This is a genomic window from Streptomyces sp. NPDC001443 (assembly GCF_053597355.1).
Genome location: NZ_JBSFIA010000024.1, coordinates 29,683 through 51,053, shown reverse-complemented (window position 1 = coordinate 51,053; position 21,371 = coordinate 29,683). Strand labels below are relative to the sequence as shown.

13 protein-coding genes and 1 pseudogene are annotated in these 21,371 nt (G+C 72.9%); 13 read left to right on the top strand and 1 reads right to left on the bottom strand.

The window, feature by feature from the left end; genetic code table 11:
• From ACWC24_RS24055 to ACWC24_RS24020, 8 genes and pseudogenes are all read left to right on the top strand, one after another.
• Window positions 1-1,035: pseudogene (locus ACWC24_RS24055) on the top strand (hypothetical protein); the annotation flags it as partial.
• Window positions 1,036-1,295: 260 nt separating this feature from the next.
• On the top strand, window positions 1,296-2,138 hold the full coding sequence (locus ACWC24_RS24050) for a nitrilase-related carbon-nitrogen hydrolase (protein ID WP_450664921.1): 843 nt from the start codon (window positions 1,296-1,298) through the stop codon (window positions 2,136-2,138).
• Window positions 2,135-3,418 carry an aspartate aminotransferase family protein gene (locus ACWC24_RS24045; RefSeq protein ID WP_450664920.1) on the top strand — a complete coding sequence of 428 codons (1,284 nt, stop codon included), beginning with the start codon at window positions 2,135-2,137 and terminating at the stop codon, window positions 3,416-3,418. The genes ACWC24_RS24050 and ACWC24_RS24045 overlap by 4 nt, the downstream gene beginning before the upstream one ends.
• 108 nt (window positions 3,419-3,526) lie before the next feature.
• Complete coding sequence (locus ACWC24_RS24040; protein ID WP_450664919.1) at window positions 3,527-5,080, top strand: PucR family transcriptional regulator; 1,554 nt, start codon at window positions 3,527-3,529, stop codon at window positions 5,078-5,080.
• A 188-nt stretch (window positions 5,081-5,268) separates the two neighbouring features.
• Entirely contained in the window at window positions 5,269-6,111 is an 843-nt protein-coding gene (locus ACWC24_RS24035) for a nitrilase-related carbon-nitrogen hydrolase (RefSeq protein WP_450664918.1), read from the top strand.
• A gap of 97 nt (window positions 6,112-6,208) precedes the next feature.
• Window positions 6,209-7,612, top strand: coding sequence for a dihydropyrimidinase (gene hydA, locus ACWC24_RS24030; RefSeq protein ID WP_450664917.1), 1,404 nt, complete (start codon window positions 6,209-6,211; stop codon window positions 7,610-7,612).
• An 11-nt stretch (window positions 7,613-7,623) separates the two neighbouring features.
• Entirely contained in the window at window positions 7,624-8,643 is a 1,020-nt protein-coding gene (locus ACWC24_RS24025; RefSeq protein ID WP_450664916.1) for a TIGR03842 family LLM class F420-dependent oxidoreductase, read from the top strand.
• A gap of 137 nt (window positions 8,644-8,780) precedes the next feature.
• Window positions 8,781-10,307, top strand: coding sequence for an NCS1 family nucleobase:cation symporter-1 (locus tag ACWC24_RS24020; protein ID WP_450664915.1), 1,527 nt, complete (start codon window positions 8,781-8,783; stop codon window positions 10,305-10,307).
• 25 nt (window positions 10,308-10,332) lie between these two features.
• Here the strand turns inward: ACWC24_RS24020 and ACWC24_RS24015 are convergent, their stop codons facing one another.
• Window positions 10,333-11,040 (bottom strand): hypothetical protein, encoded by a 708-nt coding sequence (locus tag ACWC24_RS24015; protein ID WP_450664914.1) that lies wholly within the window; start codon window positions 11,038-11,040, stop codon window positions 10,333-10,335.
• 646 nt (window positions 11,041-11,686) lie between these two features.
• Between ACWC24_RS24015 and ACWC24_RS24010 the strand changes: the two genes are divergently transcribed.
• The 5 genes from ACWC24_RS24010 (at window position 11,687) to ACWC24_RS23990 (ending at window position 21,245) form a co-directional block, all read left to right on the top strand.
• Entirely contained in the window at window positions 11,687-13,495 is a 1,809-nt protein-coding gene (locus ACWC24_RS24010; protein ID WP_450664913.1) for a gamma-glutamyltransferase family protein, read from the top strand.
• A gap of 184 nt (window positions 13,496-13,679) precedes the next feature.
• Window positions 13,680-14,525 carry an inositol monophosphatase family protein gene (locus ACWC24_RS24005; RefSeq protein ID WP_450664912.1) on the top strand — a complete coding sequence of 282 codons (846 nt, stop codon included), beginning with the start codon at window positions 13,680-13,682 and terminating at the stop codon, window positions 14,523-14,525.
• 238 nt (window positions 14,526-14,763) lie between these two features.
• A complete protein-coding gene (locus tag ACWC24_RS24000; protein WP_450664911.1) occupies window positions 14,764-16,176 on the top strand; it encodes a phytoene desaturase family protein in 1,413 nt (470 codons plus the stop codon).
• Window positions 16,177-16,352: 176 nt separating this feature from the next.
• Window positions 16,353-16,868, top strand: a complete 516-nt coding sequence (locus tag ACWC24_RS23995) for an O-acetyl-ADP-ribose deacetylase (protein ID WP_450664910.1) — start codon at window positions 16,353-16,355, stop codon at window positions 16,866-16,868.
• 183 nt (window positions 16,869-17,051) lie between these two features.
• Entirely contained in the window at window positions 17,052-21,245 is a 4,194-nt protein-coding gene (locus ACWC24_RS23990) for a molybdopterin-dependent oxidoreductase (RefSeq protein WP_450664909.1), read from the top strand.
• Window positions 21,246-21,371: the final 126 nt, after the last annotated feature.

Here is a 21,371-nt window from a genome sequence, read left to right as displayed (position 1 = left end):
CGCGAATCCGGGCCCGCGCCTGCGGACGGCCCCTCGGGCCCCCGGTCCGCGCCCAAGTACGGCGTCTCCGCGTCCGGGTCCGCGCCCGCGGACGGTGCCCACGCGTCCGTGTTCGCGGCGGCCGCGGACCACACCCGCGCCCCCGCGGACGGCACCCCGGTGCCCGGCGCCCGGGAGTCGGCTCCCGGCGCCGGGCGGACCCGGGCCGCCGCGTCGCCGGACACCCAGGCGCCCGCCCCCGCCGCTCCGGCGCCCGCCCCCGCCGCTCCGGTGCCCGCCCCCGCCCCCGTCAAGCAGCGCAAGCGGCGCCGTGGCAGTGCCCGGTTCGCCGGGATGGCCGAGGAAGGGGCCGCCTCCGTCGTCGTACCGCCGGACGCGGCACCGCCCCGGCCGGAGTCCCCGGCGGCCCCCGGCCGTACCCCGCGCGGTGCGCGCTTCGGGCGGGTCGCCGAGGCGGAGCGGCGGACGGCGCCGGAGCCGGAGCCGGCCGCCGGGGCGCCGGACGCGGTGGCCGGGCGGGAGACCGCCGAGACGGTCGAGCGGTTGGTACGGCTGCGGGCCGAGGGACGCAGCGGCGAGGCGCACGCCCTGCTGGTGGAGATCGCGCACTGGCCCGCAGCCCGCTTCCCGCTGCTCGCGGCCGAGCTCCAGCGGGCCGCGCTCGGCGCCGACTGGGCGACGCTGCTGTGGGAGGCCGCCTCGCTGCCGACCGGCCAGGTGGTCGCCGCCGCCGACGCCCTCGCCGGGGCGGGCCGCGCCCGTGACGGCGAGCAGATCCTGCGCCAGGGCGTGGCCCGCCCGGCCGCCGAGATAGGCGCGGCCGTGCTCGCGCTGACCGGGGCGGGCGCCCACCGTGAGGTCCGCGCGCTGCTGAACGCGTACGTGCGCGTCCGTACCCCTGACGAGGCGGCCCGCTGCGTCGTGCCGGACCCGCAGACGCTCGTACCGCTGCTGCTGGAGGCGGCGCGGGGCGTCTCGGAGGAACGGCACTGGGACGTGGTGCACGCGCTGCGGGTGGCCGGCTTCACCGTCTGAGGCCGGCGGGACGAACGGTCCAGGGGTGACAGGAATCGACCGCCCGGGCGGAGCGGGATCCGCCACCCGGCCGAGGCGGGATCCGCCGTCCGAGTCACCCGGACGGCCCAGCGGCTCACCCACCGGAGTGTGAAACGCGATCGACTCAGCGGGTTAACGACGATGGTCTTGGCAAGGCCGTCCTGGAGGCTTACGTTCGTCCCTCTACGGCCTGCGTCTACGGGCGTAGAGGCTCTGACGTCCCGTCGAAGGAGCAGCTCATGGCCAACGTCGTACGAGCCGCACTGGTCCAGGCCACCTGGACCGGCGACACCGAGTCCATGGTGGCGAAACACGAGGAACACGCGCGCGAGGCGGCCCGCCAGGGTGCCCAGGTCATCGGGTTCCAGGAAGTCTTCAACGCCCCCTACTTCTGTCAGGTTCAGGAACCGGAGCACTATCGCTGGGCCGAACCGGTCCCGGACGGACCGACCGTGCGTCGTATGCAGGAACTCGCCCGCGAGACCGGCATGGTGATCGTCGTGCCGGTCTTCGAGATCGAGCAGTCCGGCTTCTACTACAACACCGCGGCCGTGATCGACGCCGACGGCTCCTTCCTCGGCAAGTACCGCAAGCACCACATCCCACAGGTCAAGGGCTTCTGGGAGAAGTACTACTTCAAACCGGGCAACGTGGGCTGGCCGGTCTTCGACACGGCGGTCGGCAAGGTCGGCGTCTACATCTGCTACGACCGCCACTTCCCGGAGGGCTGGCGCCAACTCGGCCTGAACGGCGCCCAGCTCGTCTACAACCCGTCCGCCACCTCGCGCGGCCTGTCCGCCTACCTCTGGCAGTTGGAGCAGCCCGCCGCCGCCGTCGCCAACGAGTACTTCGTCGCCGCGATCAACCGCGTCGGCCAGGAGGAGTACGGCGACAACGACTTCTACGGCACGAGCTACTTCGTCAGCCCGCGCGGCCAGTTCGTCGGCGACGTCGCCAGCGACACCAAGGAGGAACTGGTGGTCCGCGACCTCGACTTCGACCTGATCGAGGAGGTCCGGCAGCAGTGGGCCTTCTACCGGGACCGCCGGCCCGACGCCTACGAGGGGCTGGTCCAGCCGTGAACGACCTCTACGCACGCCACCGCAACGTCCTGCCCGACTGGCTCGCCCTCTACTACGAGGAGCCGCTGGAGATCACCCACGGCGAGGGCCGGCACGTCTGGGACGCCGACGGCAACCGCTACCTCGACTTCTTCGGCGGCATCCTGACCACGATGACCGCGCACGCGCTGCCCGAGGTCACCAAGGCGGTCGGTGAACAGGCCGGCCGGATCGTCCACTCCTCCACGCTCTACCTCAACCGGCCGATGGTGGAACTCGCCGAACGGATCGCCCAGTTGAGCGCGATCCCGAACGCCCGGGTGTTCTTCACCACCTCCGGCACCGAGGCCAACGACACCGCCCTGCTGCTCGCCACCACCTACCGGCGCAGCAACACGGTCCTCGCGATGCGCAACAGCTACCACGGCCGGTCCTTCAGCACGGTCGGCGTCACCGGCAACCGCGGCTGGTCCCCGACCTCCCTGTCCCCGCTCCAGACGCTGTACGTCCACGGCGGGGTGCGCACCCGGGGCCCGTTCGCGCATCTCGACGACGAATCCTTCGTCGCCGCCTGTGTGGACGACCTCAAGGACCTGCTCGGGCACATCCGGCCGCCCGCCGCCCTGATCGCCGAGCCGATCCAGGGCGTCGGCGGCTTCACCTCGCCGCCCGACGGCCTGTACGCGGCCTTCCGCGAGGTGCTCAGGCAGCGGGGCGTCCTGTGGATCGCCGACGAGGTGCAGACCGGCTGGGGCCGTACCGGCGAGAACTTCTGGGGCTGGCAGGCGCACGCCCGCAGCGGCCCGCCGGACATCGTCACCTTCGCCAAGGGCATCGGCAACGGCGCCTCCATCGGCGGCGTCATCGCCGGCGCCGAGATCATGAACTGTCTGGACGCCAACAGCATCTCGACGTTCGGCGGTACCCAGCTCACCATGGCGGCCGGCCTCGCCAACCTCGGCTACCTCCTCGAACACGACCTCCAGGGCAACGCCCGGCGGGTCGGCGGACTGCTCATCGAACGGCTGCGGGCCGTCGGCGCGCAGCTCCCGTGGGTGCGGGAGGTGCGCGGCCGGGGCCTGATGATCGGCATCGAACTGGTCAGGCCCGGTACGGACGAGGCCGATCCGCAGGCCGCCTCCGCCGTGCTCGAAGCGGCCCGCGAGGGCGGACTGCTCGTCGGCAAGGGCGGCGGCCACGACACCAGCGCCCTGCGGATCGCGCCGCCGCTGTCCCTGACCGTCGCGGAGGCCGAGGAGGGCGCCGCGATCCTCGAGAGCGCGCTGCGCGGCATCGCGTGACGGGCACCCGGTGACGCAGGTCCGGTCACCGCGAACCGGCCACGGGCGCGGGGTGACCGGCTTCTCGGTGACCGGCATTCGGTAACGCCACAGCAAGGGAACACCACCATGACCACCGTCCTGGAACCCGTCCTGTCGGTCCGTCAGGTCCTCACCCTGGAGCGGGTGCTCGCCGGGGAGCCCGAGGTGGTGGCCGGCGCGGGCCAGCTCGACCGGCCCGTGCGCTGGGTGCACGTCGCCGAGGCCGCCGACGTCGGCGTGATGCTCAGCGGCGGCGAGATGGTCCTGACCACCGGGGTGCTGCTGGCCGGCGACGAGGGCCTGCAGGCGGAGTACATCCGCTCCCTGCACCGCGCCGAGGCCGCCGCCGTCGTCCTCGGACTCGGCCGCGCCTTCCCGGCCCCGCCGGACGTGATGCGCCGCGCGGCCGAACGCTGCGGACTGCCCATGGTGGTGCTCCACCGGCCTTTCCCCTTCGCCGAGTTGACCGAGGAGGTCCAGTCCCGCCTGGTTCGGCGCAAGTTCGCCGCCGTCAGCCTCTCCGAAGCCGTCCGCACGACCCTGACCGGCCTCATCACCGCGGGCGCCCCGCTGCAACACCTGCTCGACGAGATCGCCCAGCACAGCGGCTGTCCCGTCGTCGTCACCAACCTCGCCCACCGGGTCCTGGCCACCGCGGGCGAGCGGCCGGCCGTGGACGACGTGCTGCGCGACTGGGAGCGCATCTCCCGGCAGGCCGGCCGCGGCGAGGGCGACGGCTGGATCCGCGCCGAACTCGGCGGCCGCGGGGAACGCTGGGGCGGCATCGTGCTGTGCGGCTACCGCGGTGACGCCGCCACCGGGCGGCTGCTCGCCGACCGGGCCGCCGAGGCGCTCGTGCTGCACCGGATGCTCGGCGGCGGTTCCGCCCACAGCTGGGAGGAGCAGTCCGCGCAGAGCCTACTGACCGACCTGATCAGCGAGGTCGTACCGGCCAGACAACTGCTGCCCCGGGCGCGCGCGGCCGGGCTGCCGGTCAACCGGCGCACCTTCGTCCCGCTGGTCGTGCGCGACGGCGACCCCGGCCGGCTCGACCGGATCCTGCGCCTGCTGGGGATGCCGGGCCTGGTCGCCGAGCTGGCCGGCGGCTCCACCGCCGTCCTGCTGAGCCTGGCCCGCGACCAGGACGCCGAGGCGCTCGCCGCGCATTTCGCGGCCCGGCTGCGGACGGAGACCGCCCCCTGCACGGTCGTCGCCGCGGCCGACGGCCGGACCGCCTGGGACGACGTACCCGCCGGACTGCGCGAGGCCCGGCACGTGGCCGAGGCCGTCGCCGACTCCGCCGCCGTCCTCGACCTGCCCGCCGTCGTCCGGCTGCGCGACGTCCATCTGCGCGGCCTGATCCGCCTGTTGCGCGACGACCCGCAGGTGCAGTCCTTCGCCGAGCGGGAGTTGGACGGGCTGCTGCGCGACGCCGACGAGGACCTGCTGTCGGTGCTGCGGACCTATCTCGCCACCGGCCGCAACAAGTCCCGCACCGCCCAGCTCCACCATGTCTCCCGGCCCGCGCTGTACCGCCGGCTGGAGGCGATACGGGCGCGGCTCGGCGTGGACCTCGACGACTTCGAGCAGGCGGCCTCGGTGCACATCGCGCTGCTCGCGCATGACGCGCAACAGCGCTGAAACAGGCGACCACCTGGGAAAACGGCGGTGAAACATGGGTCGACGAAGGTGTGACACGGTGGCACGCCACGCGCCCGCAGACGTGACACGGTGCAACTCAAAGCCGTCGCGCGGACTTCCTACGCTCCAGGGGCGGACGACGGCACCCCCGGAGTCCGCTCCAGCACACCGAGCGACCGGAGGTCCCGATGAGCAGAGTGATCCGCGCCGCCCTCTTCCAGACCGCCTGGACCGGCGACAAGGAGTCGATGATCCGGGTGCACGAACAGGCGGCCCGGGACGCGGCCGCGCAGGGAGCACGGATCCTCTGCTTCCAGGAGCTTTTCTACGGACCGTACTTCTGCCAGGTCCAGGACAAGGCGTTCTACGAGTACGCCGAGCGGATCCCCGACGGCCCCATCGTCCAGCGCTTCCAGGCACTCGCCCGCGAACTCGGCATCGTCCTGATCCTGCCGATGTACGAGGAGGAGCAGCCCGGCGTCCTCTACAACACCGCCGCCGTGATCGACGCGGACGGCACCTACCTCGGCAAGTACCGCAAGCACCACATCCCGCAAGTGCCCGGCTTCTGGGAGAAGTTCTACTTCCGGCCGGGCAACAGCGGCTGGCCGGTCTTCGACACCGCCGTGGGCCGGATCGGCGTCTACATCTGCTACGACCGGCACTTCCCGGAGGGCTGGCGCGCCCTGGGCCTGGCGGGTGCCGAGATCGTCTTCAACCCGTCGGCCACCTCGCGCGGCCTGTCCGGCTACCTGTGGCAGCTCGAGCAGCCGGCCGCGGCCGTCGCCAACGAGTACTTCGTCGGCGCCATCAACCGGGTCGGCGTCGAGGAACTCGGCGACAACGACTTCTACGGCACGTCCTACTTCGTCGACCCCGAGGCCCGGTTCGTGGGCGAGCCGGCCGGCGACAAGGAGACCGAACTCGTCGTCCGCGACCTGGACATGGCGTCGCTGCGCGAGGTGCGCGACCGCTGGCAGTTCTACCGCGACCGTCGCCCCGACGCGTACGAGCCGCTGACCGCTCCCTAGGACCGACCGCGACGGTGCCGCCGGGCCGGTGCGGAACGGACCGGCGGTACCGACCGACCCGTACGACAGATGAGTTGAACACGGCAGGAGAGGGAGCATGAGCAGCCGTACCGTCATCCGTGGTGGCCTCGTCATCACCGCGTCCGACGAGATCCACGCCGACGTACTGATCGAGGACGGCCGGATCGCCGCCCTCGCCGCCTCCAGCAGCACGGCCGCCGAGGCCTGGACGGCCGAGCGGACGATCGACGCCACCGGGAAGTACGTGATCCCGGGCGGGGTCGACGCCCACACCCACATGGAGCTGCCGTTCGGCGGCACCTTCGCCTCGGACACCTTCGAGACCGGCACCAGGGCCGCCGCCTGGGGCGGCACCACGACGATCGTCGACTTCGCGGTGCAGAGCGTCGGGCACTCCCTGCGCGAGGGCCTGGACGCCTGGCACGCCAAGGCCGAGGGCAACTGCGCCGTCGACTACGGCTTCCACATGATCGTCTCCGATGTGAACCAGGACACGCTCAAGGAGATGGACCTGCTGGTCGAGGAGGGCGTCACCTCCTTCAAGCAGTTCATGGCCTACCCCGGCGTCTTCTACAGCGACGACGGCCAGATCCTGCGCGCCATGCAGCGCTCCGCCGAGAACGGCGGACTGATCATGATGCACGCCGAGAACGGCATCGCCATCGACGTCCTGGTCGAACAGGCCCTGGCCCGCGGCGAGACCGATCCCCGCTACCACGGCGAGGTGCGCAAGGCGCTGCTGGAGGCCGAGGCCACCCATCGCGCCATCCGGCTCGCCCAGGTCGCGGGCGCCCCGCTGTACGTCGTGCACGTCTCGGCGCAGGAGGCCGTCGCCGAGCTGGCCCGGGCCCGCGACGAGGGCCTGAACGTGTTCGGCGAGACCTGCCCGCAGTACCTGTTCCTGTCCACGGACAACCTCGCGGAGCCCGACTTCGAGGGCGCCAAGTACGTGTGCAGCACGCCCCTGCGGCCCAAGGAGCACCAGGCGGCGCTTTGGAGGGGCCTGCGCACCAACGACCTCCAGGTGGTCTCCACCGACCACTGCCCGTTCTGCTTCGAGGGCCAGAAGGAGCTCGGCCGGGGCGACTTCTCCAAGATCCCCAACGGTCTGCCGGGCGTGGAGAACCGGATGGACCTGCTCCACCAGGCCGTCGTCGACGGGCACATCTCGCGGCGCCGCTGGATCGAGATCGCCTGCGCCACCCCGGCCCGCATGTTCGGCATGTACCCGAAGAAGGGCACCATCGCCCCGGGCGCCGACGCCGACGTGGTCGTCTACGACCCGCACGCCGAGCAGGTCGTCTCCGCCGCGACGCACCACATGAACGTCGACTACTCGGCCTACGAGGGCAGGCGTCTGACCGGCCGGGTCGAGACGGTCCTCTCGCGCGGCCGGGTCGTCATCGACGAGCGGGAGTACACCGGGCACGCCGGGCACGGGGTCTACACGCCCCGCTCCACCTGTCAGTACCTCAACTAGGAGTGGCGCACATGGACTTCGGACTCGTCCTGCAGACGGACCCGCCCGCCTCGCGGGTCATCAGCCTGATGAAGCGCGCCGAGCGCAACGGCTTCACGTACGGCTGGACCTTCGACTCCGCCGTGCTGTGGCAGGAGCCGTTCGTCATCTACAGCCAGATCCTCGCCGCCACGACGAAGCTGACGGTCGGCCCGATGGTCACCAACCCCGGCACCCGCACCTGGGAGGTCACCGCCTCCACCTTCGCCACCCTCAACGACATGTTCGGCAACCGCACGGTGTGCGGCATCGGCCGCGGCGACTCCGCGATGCGCGTCGCCGGCCGCAAGCCCAACACCCTCGCCCGTATAAGCGAGGCGATGAAGGTGATCCGCGCGCTGGGCCGGGGCGAGGAGGCCGACCTCGGCGGTACGGTCGTGAAGTTCCCGTGGATCAGGCCCGGCGCCGAACTCCCGGTCTGGATGGCCGCGTACGGCCCGAAGGCGCTGAAGATGACCGGCGAGGAGGCCGACGGGTTCATCCTCCAGCTCGCCGACCTCTACCTCACCGAGTACATGGTCAAGGCGGTGCGGGAGGCGGCCGTCGCCGTCGGGCGCGACCCGTCCGAGGTGAAGATCTGCGTCGCCGCCCCCGCCTACGTCACCGAGGACGACTCGCCCGAGGCGCTCGCCCACGCGCGTGACGAGTGCCGCTGGTTCGGCGGGATGGTCGGCAACCACGTCGCCGACCTGGTCGCCAAGTACGGCGAGCACTCGGCGGCCGTCCCCGACGAGCTCACCGACTACATCAAGGCGCGCGAGGGCTACGACTACGCGCACCACGGGCGCAGCGGCAACCCCGACACCCAGTTCGTGCCGGACGAGATCGTCGACCGGTTCTGTCTGATCGGCCCGGTGGAGAAGCACATCGAGAAGCTGAACGCGCTGCGCGCCCTGGGTGTCGACCAGTTCGCCGTCTACGACATGCACGACGCGCAGGAAGCCGTGATCGACGCCTACGGATCGAAGGTGATCCCGGCCCTCAACGGCTGACCCCCCTTGTGAACTCCCCCTTCCCGCCGTCCTGGGAAGGGGGCCCAGGGCACTCCGAGCCATCTGTCTTCGGGGCGCACCCCCCTCGGCTCCACCCGCACGGCCTCTCCCGTCCCGTCTCCCCGATTGGCCTGCCCATGACCGACATCGCCCCCGCGGACATACCGCCGACCTCCCAAGTCGCCCTCCCCGACGGCCGGGTGGAGCTCGCCCCCGGCTCGCCGCCGCCCAGTGGCCCGTACGCCAACGAGGACCTGCTGCCGGTCCCCGTCGAGAAGCGCACCTGGACCACGTACAACTTCTCCGCGCTGTGGGTCGGCATGGCCCACAACACGGCCTCCTGGACGCTCGCCTCCGGTCTCATCGCGGTCGGCATGGACTGGAAGCAGGCGGTGCTCACCATCGCCCTGGCCAACCTGATCGTGCTGGTGCCGATGCTGCTGACCGGGCACGCGGGACCGAAGTACGGCATCCCCTTCCCGGTCTTCGCCCGCGCCTCCTTCGGGGTGCGCGGCGCCAACCTCCCCGCCGTCGTACGGGCGTTGGTGGCCTGCGGCTGGTTCGGCATCCAGACCTGGATCGGCGGCGAGGCGATCTTCTTCCTCGCCGGGAAGCTCATCGGCGCCGGCTGGGCCGACGCCTCGCGGTTCGGCGGCCACCCCTGGACCATGTGGCTGTCGTTCGCGATCTTCTGGGCGATCCAAGTGGCCGTCATCTACCGGGGCATGGAGACGATCCGCCGTTTCGAGAACTGGGCGGCGCCCTTCGTGCTCGTCGGCGCGTTCGTGATGCTGTGGTGGATGAGCAGCAAGGCGGGCGGCTTCGGCCCGCTCTTCGACCAGCCGTCGAAGCTGGGCTGGGGCGCCGACTTCTGGAAGCTGTTCGCCCCCTCGCTCATGGGCATGATCGGCTTCTGGTCCACGCTGTCGCTGAACATCCCCGACTTCACCCGCTACGGCAGGAGCCAGAAGGCGCAGACCTGGGGCCAGGCACTCGGCCTGCCCACGACGATGACCCTGTTCGCGTTCCTGTCGGTGCTGGTCACCTCCGGCTCGCAGGCCGTCTACGGCGAGGCGGTCTGGGACCCGGTACAACTGGCCGCCAAGACCGACAACGTCGTGGGCCTGCTCTACGCGCTGGTCACCGTGCTGGTGGCGACCCTGTCCGTGAACATCGCGGCCAACCTGGTCTCCCCGGCCTTCGACTTCTCCAACATCGCGCCCCGCAGGATCAGTTTCCGCACCGGCGCCCTCGCCACCTGCGTCCTCGGCGTGCTGATCTTCCCCTGGAAGCTGTACTCCGACCCCCAGGGCTACATCTTCACCTGGCTCGGCCTGGTCGGCGGGCTGCTCGGCACGGTCGCCGGCATCCTCATCGCCGACTACTGGATCCTGCGCCGCGGCCGGCTCGACCTCGCCGACCTGTACACCACGGGCGGCCGCTACTGGTACGACGGCGGCTGGAACTGGCGGGCCGTCGTCGCCTTCGCGGTCGGCGGTGTCCTGGCGATCGGCGGCGCGAGCTTCAAGCCCCTGATCGACGGGCGGCCAGTCCCGGCGCTGGAACCCCTCGCGGACTACGGCTGGGCGGTCGGCCTCGGCACCTCGATGGTGCTCTACGTGGCCCTGATGCTGCTGAGCGGACGGGAGCGGAACAGGGTGTGACACACGGCCGGCGGGCGGCCGGGGCTCAGCTCTTGACGCCGCCCGCCAGCGTCGCCATCGCGTCCTTGGCCGCCTTGATGGCGCCCTTGTTGATCTCGTCCGTGCTCGGCGCCTTCTTCGTCTCGAAGTCGCTGCCGTTGTAGGTGACGACCACCAGCGCGTTGGACGAGCGGACGATCACCTCGCCCTCGCGCGTCTGCTGCTTGTCCTCGGTGGTGAGGTTCACGATCGAGTACGCGCTGTCACCGAGGCCCGGCACGGCCCCGCCGCCGCTCTTCTCGGTGATCCGCTCCTTGTACGTCTTGTCCGCCGCCTGCTCCGAGTCCAGCACCTCGAAGGAGACGTCGAGCCAGCGGTAGTCGAAGCCCTTCAGCGCGTTCCAGGAGCAGGTCCGGCGCGCCTTCGTGTCCGTCGACGGGATCTCCTTGCCGTCCGTCTTGGCACCCGGCACCAGCGACTCGATCGTCTTCACGGCCACGCTCGTGCACGGCGTGGGGGCGGCGGCGTACGCCTTCACGGCGGCACCCGATCCCGATCCCGACCCGGAACCCGACCCGGATCCGGCCGACGAGGACTCGGAGGCGGACGAGCCGGGCGTCGTCGAAGCCGACTCGTGCCCGGCCGTCGGTGTCGGCGCGAACGGTCCGGACGTCAGCGACCAGCCGGCGGCGGCGAGCACGACGACCGGCGACAGACGCGCGGTGAGGGCGAGCGGCAGGGGCAGTGAACGCAAGGCGCACTTCTCGTGGGGGTGGGTGCGGAGGGGGGTCCGCACTGCGAACGGGACGCCAGTGTCACACGTCTGTCTGTGGGGTGGAAGTGCGAACTCGCTGTGTACACGACTGGTCACAGCAGCCAGTAACTCCTGAGACGTGTGCGGCGGTTTGTCCCCCCGGTGGTGCGCCTCGTCGAGGGTCGCGCCGAACCCTTCGGCCGAGCCGTTCCCTTCGCGACGGCGGCGATCGGGGTGGCGGAGGGCACCGTCCGAGCAACCCCTGCCCGTCCCGGCTTGCACACCGAACGGGCTTACCGGACAAGGGCGTTGAAGGTGTGGGATGTGTCGACACGACGCGGGTGGCGACCGCCGGTGCAGGGTCCTCGCGGCCCTTGCGCGAGGCGCGCGCGTGAGACGTCCGCCGTCTCACCCGTCGGCCGCGTGCCCTCGGCGGAGGGACCGGGGCGGGTGGCCGGAAAAAGGTGGTGCTCGGGCGTGCCGGGGTCGGTGGCGGACGCCGTCCCGGTGGCGGCGCGGCGCGTCGATAGACTCCTGGGGGAGCGGGCGGGGCGGCCACGGCACCGGCTCCCCGGAGTCCTCCGGGTACGGGTCCATGGTGCGGACCGCCTCGGCCATCATGTGCGGACTGTGAGACGAGGGCCACATGTTCACCACCCGACCCACCCTTCAGGGCACCTTCGGCATGGTGTCGTCCACCCACTGGCTGGCCTCGCAGTCGGCGATGGCCGTCCTGGAGGACGGCGGCAACGCCTACGACGCCGCCGTGGCCGGCGCCTTCGTGCTGCACGTCGTCGAGCCGCACCTGAACGGGCCCGCGGGCGAGGTGCCGATCCTGCTCGCCCCGGCGGGCGGCGAGGTACGCGTGCTGTGCGGACAGGGCGTCGCACCGGCCGGGGCCACCGTCGCGCACTACCGGGGACTCGGGCTGGATCTCGTCCCGGGCACCGGGCCGCTGGCCGCCGCGGTCCCCGGCGCGTTCGACGCCTGGATGCTGCTGCTGCGCGACCACGGCACCAAGCACCTCGCGGACGTCCTGAAGTACGCCATCGGCTACGCCCGCGACGGGCACGCGCCCGTGGACAAGGTCGGCGCGACCGTCGAGACCGTCCGGGAGCTGTTCGAGACCGAGTGGACCTCGTCGGCGGACGTCTATCTGCCGGGCGGCCGGGCCCCGCGGCCGGGCGAGCTGTTCCGCAATCCGGCCCTGGCCGCGACCTGGGAGCGGCTGCTCGCCGAGGTCGCGGGGGCGGGCGACCGGGAGGCGCAGATCGAGGCGGCGCGCGAGGTGTGGCGCACCGGCTTCGTCGCCGAGGCGCTGGTACGGCAGGCGCGCCGGCCCGCCCTGGACACCAGCGGCGAGCACCACACCGGCACCCTCACGGCCGCCGACCTGGCCGGCTGGTCCGCGTCCTACGAGGCGCCGGTGACCTACGACTGGAACGGCTGGACCCTGTGCAAGGCCGGCCCCTGGAGCCAGGGCCCGGCCTTCCTCCAGCAGCTCGCCCTGCTCCCGCCCGAGCTGCCCCCCTACGGATCCGAGGCGTACGTCCATCTGCTGGTCGAGGGCTGCAAGCTCGCCATGGCCGACCGCGAGGCCTGGTACGGGGACGCGGCCGAGGTGCCGCTCGACGACCTGCTGTCCGCGCCGTACAACGCGGGGCGGCGGCAACTCGTCGGCGACAAGGCCTCGTACGAGCTGCGGCCCGGCAGTCCCGGCGGCCGCACCCCGCGGCTGAGCGCGCAGGCGCACCGGGTGGCGGCCGACGGCCCCGGCTTCAACCCGATGGGCGCGGGCGAGCCGACGGTCGGCGCCGGGGCGGAACCGGCGGTGCGTGCGGACGGCGCCACCCGGGGCGACACCTGTCACCTCGACGTGGTCGACCGCTGGGGCAACATGGTCGCCGCCACGCCCAGCGGCGGCTGGCTCCAGTCCAACCCGGTCGTCCCCGAGCTGGGCTTCCCGCTCGGCACCCGGCTCCAGATGGCCTGGCTCGAGGAGGGGCTGCCCAACTCCCTCACCCCGGGCCGCCGCCCCCGCACCACGCTCACGCCGTCGCTCGCCCTGCGGGACGGGGTCCCGGTCATGGCGTTCGGCACTCCCGGCGGCGACCAGCAGGACCAGTGGCAGCTGCACTTCTTCCTCGCCGTCGCGCTGCGCGGGCCGGTGCGCGGCGGTCTCGACCTCCAGGGCGCGATCGACGCCCCGAACTGGCACAACGACGCCTTCCCCGGCTCCTTCTACCCGCGCGGGATGCGGCCGGGCAGCGTCACCGTGGAGTCCCGGACGCCCGCCGGGGTCGTCGAGGGGCTGCGGCGGCGCGGCCATGACGTGACCGTCGCCGACGCCTGGTCCGAGGGCCGGCTCTGCGCCGTCGCCCGGGACCCGGAGACCGGGATCCTGTCGGCGGCGGCGAACCCGCGGGGGATGCAGGGGTACGCGGTCGGGCGCTGAGTCGGCCCGGCGCAGAGCCGGTCAAGCGCCGAGCCGGACGGAGCCGTGGCGGGAAGCGGACCGTGGAGGCGGCGGGACGCGGACCGTGGAGGCGCCGGGAAGCGGAACCGGGTATTCATGGTGATTCCACCTGCCGTACACCGGGCCGGCGGGGATTGTCAGTCGTACATGGTCTTATGGAGGCATGATTCAAGACACGGAAACCATCGACGAGTTTCTCGCCCGCCGCTCCGCCGACGTCGAACAGGCGATCCGCGAAGCGGCCGCCGCCGAGATCATGCCGCGCTTCCGCCGGCTCGGCGCGAGCGAGATCGGCCAGAAGAGCGGCCCCCACGATCTGGTGACGGACGCCGACCGGGGCGCCGAGCGCCACCTGACCAAGGAACTCGCGGCCCTGCTGCCCGGCTCCGTCGTGGTCGGCGAGGAGGCGGTGGACGCCGACCCCGCGATCTACGACGCGATACAGGGCGACGCACCGGTCTGGATCGTCGACCCGGTCGACGGCACCCGGCAGTTCGTCCACGGGGACGACGGTTTCTGCACCCTGGTCGCGCTCGTGCACCGCGGCACCCCGCTCGCCTCCTGGACCTACGCGCCCGCCCGCGGCCAACTGGCCACGGCCGTAAGGGGCGGCGGCGCCTTCCTCGACGGCGAGCGGCTGTTCGCCGGCCCGCCCGCACCCGGCCGGGACCTGGAGATCGCCACCTCCCACCCGGACTACACCACCGAAGAGCAGAAGCGCGCCCTGCTGGGCCTGTGGGCGGACGGAGTCGCACCGCGCCCCTGCGGTTCGGCGGGACTGGAGTATCTCGCCGTGGCCCGCGGCGAGTTGGACGCGACGGCCTTCTCATGGGAACTGGCCTGGGACCACGCGGCCGGTCTGCTCCTGGTCGAGGAGGCGGGCGGCGCCCATCTGACCCTGACCGGCGAGCCGTTCCGGGTCACCGGCGGCAACACCCTGCCGTTCACGGCGGCACGGGACGCGGCCACGGCCCTGCGGGTGCGCGGGCTCCTGGCGGGCGGAGCCTGATCGGGGCCCGACGGCGGGGCTCGTGCGGGAGCCTGAATCAGGTGTCCGGTCCACGGTGCCGGTCCACGGTGCCGATGCCGGTGAGCGGTCCATGGCCCGTCGAGCCCGGTCCGGCGTCGGTGCCGCACCCGCCGCGTCACCCCGTCGACCCCACCCGCGCCGTGAAGGCTGTCGGACCCCCTGCATATCCTGATGTCCAGTGGCCGTCGGCTGACGAAGGAGTCCGAAGGTGCCGTCGATGCTCGATGCGGTCGTGGTGGGTGCGGGGCCGAACGGGCTGACCGCTGCCGTGGAGCTGGCCCGCCGCGGCTTCTCCGTGGCCCTCTTCGAAGCGCGTGACACCGTGGGCGGCGGAGCCCGCACCGAGGAGCTCACCCTTCCCGGCTTCCGGCACGACCCCTGCTCGGCGGCGCACCCGCTCGGCATCAACTCCCCGGCCTTCCGGGCGATGCCGCTCGAACGCTACGGCCTGGAATGGCTCCACGCCGAGCTGCCCATGGCCCACCCCTTCACCGACGGCACCGCCGCCGTGCTGTCCCGCTCGGTCGCCGAGACCGCCGCCTCCTTCGGGCCGCGTGACGCGGGGGCGTACCGCAGACTCGTCGAGCCGTTCCTGCCCCGGTGGGACGGCCTCGTCCGCGACTTCATGTCCCTGCCGTTGTCCGCGCTGCCCCGCGACCCGTTCACCCTCGCCCGCTTCGGACTCGTCGGCCTGCCCCCGTCCAGCTGGCTGACCCGCCGCTTCCACGACGAGCGGGCCAAGACCCTGTTCGCGGGTCTCGTCGCGCACGTCATGGCCCCGCTGGACGGCGTGGCCACCGGAGCCGTCGGCCTGGTCTTCGCCCTCGCCGCCCATGCCCGCGGCTGGCCCGTGGCCCGTGGCGGCTCCCAGTCCGTCTCCGACGCCCTCGCCGCCTACCTGCGCGACCTCGGCGGCACCGTGCACACCGACTACGAGGTCAAGCGGCTCGACGACCTGCCGCCCGCCCGCGCGTACGTCTTCGACACCTCGCCCACCGCGCTGGCCCGAATCGCGGGCCTCGGCCGTATCTACGAGGGGTACCGGTACGGGCCCAGCGCCTTCAAGATCGACTACGCGCTGGACGGACCGGTCCCGTGGACCGCGCCCCAGGCGCGGGTCGCCGGGACCGTACAGATCGGCGCGGACAGCGCGGAGATCGGCGCGGCGCTGCGCGCGGCGTCCCGGGAGGGCCGCGCACCGGAGCGACCGTTCATGATCACGGTGCAGCCCAGTGTCGTCGACCCGGGCCGGGCCCCGGCGGGCAAGCAGGTCTTCTGGGCCTACGGCCATGTGCCCAACGGCTGGACCGGTGACCTCACGGACGCCATGGAACGCCAACTGGAGCGCTTCGCGCCGGGCTTCCGCGACCGCGTCCTCGCCCGCGCCGTCGCCGGACCGCGCGAACTCGCCGCCCGCAACGCCAACTACGTCGGCGGCGACATCGCCACGGGCGCGGCCTCCGGACTCCAGATCATGCTGCGTCCGAGACTGTCGCTGCACCCCTACAGCACCCCGCACCCGGCCGTGTTCATCTGCTCCCAGGCCACTCCGCCGGGTCCCGGCGTGCACGGCATGTCGGGGCACAACGCGGCGAAGGCCGTCTGGCGCAGGCTGCGGCAACAGCCCTGACGGGGGCCGCCGTTCGCGCCGCGCCCGGGTGCCCGACGGGTTGGGCTCGCCCGCCGCGCCCGGGTGCCTGACGGGTCGGCCTCGCCCGGCGCGCCCGGGTGCCTGACGGGTCGGCCTCGCCTGCCGCGCCCGTGTGCGCGACCGCGTCCGGCGACCGAGCTGGTATAGAGGCGGGCATGACCACGATCACGCTCGTCCGGGGCGACATCACCCGCCAGTCCGTCGACGCCGTCGTCAACGCCGCGAACTCCTCGCTGCTCGGCGGCGGTGGCGTCGACGGCGCCATCCACCGGCGGGGCGGCCCCGCGATCCTGGAGGACTGCCGACGCCTGCGCGCCTCCCACTACGGCAAGGGCCTGCCCACCGGCCAGGCGGTCGCCACCACCGCGGGTGAACTGGACGCCCGCTGGGTGATCCACACCGTCGGCCCGGTCTGGTCGGCCGGCGAGGACCGCTCGGCACTGCTGGCCTCCTGCTACCGCGAGTCCCTGCGGGTGGCCGACGAGCTCGGGGCCCGTACCGTCGCGTTCCCCGCCGTGTCCACCGGCATCTACGGCTGGCCGATGGACGACGGCGCCCGGATCGCGGTTCAGACCGTGCGCGCCGCCGACACCTCGGTGGAGGAGGTCCGCTTCGTCCTCTTCGACGAGAGCGCGTACGACGCGTTCGCCGCGGCCGCCGACCCCGGCTGAGGGGGTCCGACCTGGGGCGCGGGCCGGGCGGCGGCCGGGCCCGCCGCCCGCTCACACCGGCCGCCGCCCGCGTGTGCGCCGGGATTAACCCCCGGTGATCAGCCCACGAGACGTGCGTGTAATCCGCTCTCCGTACGGTCACGGAAGGTCGAAGCCGGGCCGATCATCGGAGAGGGGGCGCCCGTGACCGCGCCGGACTCGCGGAACGCAAGCACGTCGAAGGTGCGGACGGTCTGCTCGTACTGCGGTGTCGGCTGCGGCATGGTCCTCGACATCGGCCGCGGCCCGGACGGCCGTCGTACGGTGCTGAAGGCGTCCGGCGACAAGGAGCACCCCGCGAACTTCGGCCGGCTGTGCACCAAGGGCGCCACCACCGCCGACCTGCTCTCCGCCCCCGGGCGGCTGACCACGGCCCTGGTGCGGCCCGACCGCGGACAGGAGCCGGAGCCCGCGCCCGTGGACGCGGCGATCGCCGAGACCGCGCGACGGCTGCGGGCGATCGTCGACGAGCACGGGCCCGACGCGGTCGCCCTCTATGTCTCCGGGCAGATGAGCCTGGAGGCCCAGTACCTGGCGAACAAGCTGGCCAAGGGCTACCTGCGGACCAACCAGATCGAGTCCAACTCCCGGCTGTGCATGGCCAGTGCGGGCACCGGTTACAAGCTGTCGCTCGGCGCGGACGGCCCGCCCGGCTCCTACCGGGACCTCGACCTCGCGGACGTCTTCCTCGTCATCGGCTCGAACATGGCCGACTGCCACCCCATCCTGTTCCTGCGCATGATGGACCGGGTGAAGTCGGCGGGCGCCAAGCTCATCGTCGTGGATCCGAGGCGCACCGCGACCGCCGCCAAGGCCGACCTGTTCCTCCAGGTCGAGCCGGGCACGGACCTGGCGCTGCTGAACGGCCTGCTGCACCTGCTGCACGCGAACGGCCACACCGACCCCGCGTTCGTCGCCGCGTACACCGAGGGCTGGGAGGCGATGCCCGAGTTCCTCGCCGACTACCCGCCGGCCACCGTCGCCGAGATCACCGGCGTCGCGGAGGACGACCTGCGCGAGGCCGCCCGGCTGATCGGCGAGGCGGGGGAGTGGACCAGTTGCTGGACGATGGGCCTCAACCAGTCCACCCACGGCACCTGGAACACGAACGCCCTGGTCAACCTGCACCTGGCGACCGGTGCGATCTGCCGCCCGGGCAGCGGCCCCTTCTCCCTGACCGGCCAGCCCAACGCCATGGGCGGCCGGGAGATGGGCTACATGGGTCCCGGACTCCCGGGCCAGCGGTCCGTACTCGTCGACGCCGACCGCGCCTTCGCCGAGGAACTGTGGGAGCTGCCGCCGGGCACGATCAGGGCGGACGGCGTCGGCAAGGGCACGGTCGAGATGTTCCGCAAGATGGCCGACGGCGAGATCAAGGCCTGCTGGATCATCTGCACCAACCCGGTCGCCTCCGTCGCCAACCGCAGGACGGTCATCGAGGGACTGGAGGCCGCCGAGTTCGTCGTCACCCAGGACGTCTTCACCGACACCGAGACGAACGCGTACGCCGACGTCGTCCTGCCCGGCGCCCTGTGGACCGAGACCGAGGGCGTCCTGATCAACAGCGAGCGCAACCTCACCCTCGCCCAGCCCGCCGCCGACCCGCCGGGCGAGGCGACGGCCGACTGGCGGATCATCGCGGCCGTGGCCCGCGCGATGGGCTACGAGGACGCGTTCTCCTACACCGACGCCGAGCAGATCTTCGAGGAGATCAAGCGGGCCTGGAACCCGGTGACCGGCTACGACCTGCGCGGAGTCAGCTACAAGCGGCTGCGCTCCACCCCCGTGCAATGGCCGGCCGCCACCGCCGACGGCCCCGACCGCAACCCCGTGCGCTACGTGAACGAGGACGGCAGCCTCACCTTCCCCACCGCGAGCGGCCGCGCCGTCTTCCACGCCCGCCCGCACCTGCCGCCGGCCGAGCTGCCGGACGACGACTACCCGTATCTCCTCAACACCGGCCGGCTCCAGCACCAGTGGCACACGCTGACCAAGACGGCGAAGGTGGCCAAGCTGAACCGGCTCGACCCCGGACCGTTCGTGGAGGTGCATCCCGAGGACGCGGCCGCACTGGGCATCGCCGACGGCGACTCGGTGGAGGTCGCCTCGCGCCGGGGCCGCGCGGTACTGCCCGCGGTGGTCACCGACCGGGTGCTGCCGGGAGCGTGCTTCGCGCCGTTCCACTGGAACGACCTGTTCGGGGAGTACCTGAGCGTCAACGCCGTGACGAGCGACGCCGTCGACCCGCTCTCCTTCCAGCCCGAGTTCAAGGTGTGCGCGGTGTCCCTCACCAGGGTGTCCACGCCCGTCACGGTGCAGCCCCCGACCGCCGTCGCGACCGCCGGGGGTGCGTCGGCCGCCGTCCCGGCCCCCGACGCCACCACCGAGGGCCCGGCCGCCACCACCGCCCTCGCCGCGTCCGCGTCCCCCTTCGGTCTCGCCCCCGCACCGCCGCCGGTGCTCTCCGAGCGCGAGCGCCTGTACCTGACCGGCTTCCTCGCCGGGATCCCCTCCGGCGCGCCCGGTGTCCCGGTGCTCCCGCCGGACGCGCCCTTCACCCCCGAACACGCCCTGTGGGTCAACGGCACCCTCGCCGGCATGTACTCGCGGACCGCGGCCGCCGCCCCGCCGGCGCTCCCGGCCCCGTCGGCCCCGGCCCGCGAGGTGCTGATCCTGTGGGCCTCGCAGACCGGGAACGCCGAGGAGTTCGCCGCCGCCACCGCGGACCGGCTCAGCGCGGGTGGCCACACCGCGTCCCTCGTCGCCATGGACGAGACCGACCCCGGCGCACTGCCCTCCGACGCCGACCTCCTGCTGATCACGAGCACGTTCGGCGACGGCGACGCCCCCGACAACGGCACCGGCTTCTGGGACAGCCTCACCGCCCCCGACGCCCGGCGCCTGGAGGGGCGCCGCTACGCCGTGCTCGCCTTCGGGGACTCCTCGTACGACGACTTCTGCGGGCACGGCCGACGGCTCGACCTGCGGATGGACGAGCTGGGCGCGCTGCGCCTCGCCCCGCGCACGGACTGCGAACCGGACTTCGAGAGCAGCGCCGAGGCCTGGCTGGACCAGGTGCTCGCCGCCCTCGCCTCCGTGGACCAGGCCCCCGCCCCCACGGCACCCGCCTCCGCCGTCCCCGTGGCCCCCGCCGCGACCGCCCCCCGCCCCCGACGGCCCGCCCCGGTCACCGCCCGTCTCACCGGCAACCGCCTGCTGAGCCGCCCGGGTTCGGACAAGGAGGTGCGCCGCTTCACCTTCGACACCCGCGACAGCGAGACCCCGCTCGTCTACGAGACGGGCGACGCCCTCGGTGTCCGTCCGCTCAACTCTCCTGCCCTGGTGCGGGAGTGGCTGACCGTCACCGGCCTGGACAGCGCCGTGCCCGGCCCGGACGGCACGCTCGGCGCGTCCGCCGCGGGCCCGGCCGTGCACCTCGACGGACTGGGCGACATGCCCCTCGGCGAGGCCCTGCTGCGGCATCTGGACATCACCCGCATCACCCCGGACCTGCTCCGCTTTGTCGCCGAACGCGCCCGCGACCCACGGGAGTTGAAGCGGCTGCTGCGCCCGGACAACAAGGGCGAGCTGGCGAAGTGGTCCTGGGGCAGGCAAGCCGTGGACGTGATCGCCGAGTTCGGCGTCCGGGCCGGCGCGCAGGAGTGGGCCGGGGTCCTCGGCCGGCTGCAGCCGCGCCTGTACTCCATCTCCTCCAGCCCGCTCACCGACCCGCACCTGGTCTCCCTGACGGTCTCCGTCGTCCGGTACGAGAACCTGCACGGCCGCCCCCGGCACGGCGTCTGCTCCCCGTTCCTCGCCGACGCCGAGCCCGGCACCCCGGTGCCGGTCCACGTCCAGCGCGCACCGCACTTCCGTCCGCCCGCCGATTCCGGCACCCCCGCCGTGATGATCGGCCCCGGTACCGGTGTCGCGCCCTTCATCGGCTTCCTGGAGGAGCGCCGCGCGGTCGGTCACCGGGCCCCCAACTGGCTCTTCTTCGGCGAGCAGCACCGTGCCACCGACTTCTACTACGAGGAGGAGCTGGCCGCCTTCCGGGCCGACGGCACCCTCACCCGCCTCGACACCGCCTTCTCCCGCGACCAGCGCGCCAAGGTCTACGTACAGGACCGGATGCGCGAGCACGGCCCCCAGCTGTGGTCCTGGCTCCAGGACGGCGCCCGCTTCTACGTCTGCGGCGACGCCTCGCGCATGGCGAAGGACGTCGACCAGGCCCTGCGGGACATCGCGGCCGTCCACGGCGGGCTCGGCGAGGCCGAGGCGGCGGCCTACGTCAAGCAACTCGCCGCCGACAAGCGCTACGTCCGCGACGTCTACTGACCGCCCGGTCCGCCGCGGCCCGCCGGGCTCACCCGGTTCGCCGCGCGCGCCGCCGTCCGGCCCCGGCCGCCCGCCGAACGGCTCGAACCGATTCGCTCACGCGGCGCGCCGCCGGACCGTGTGGCG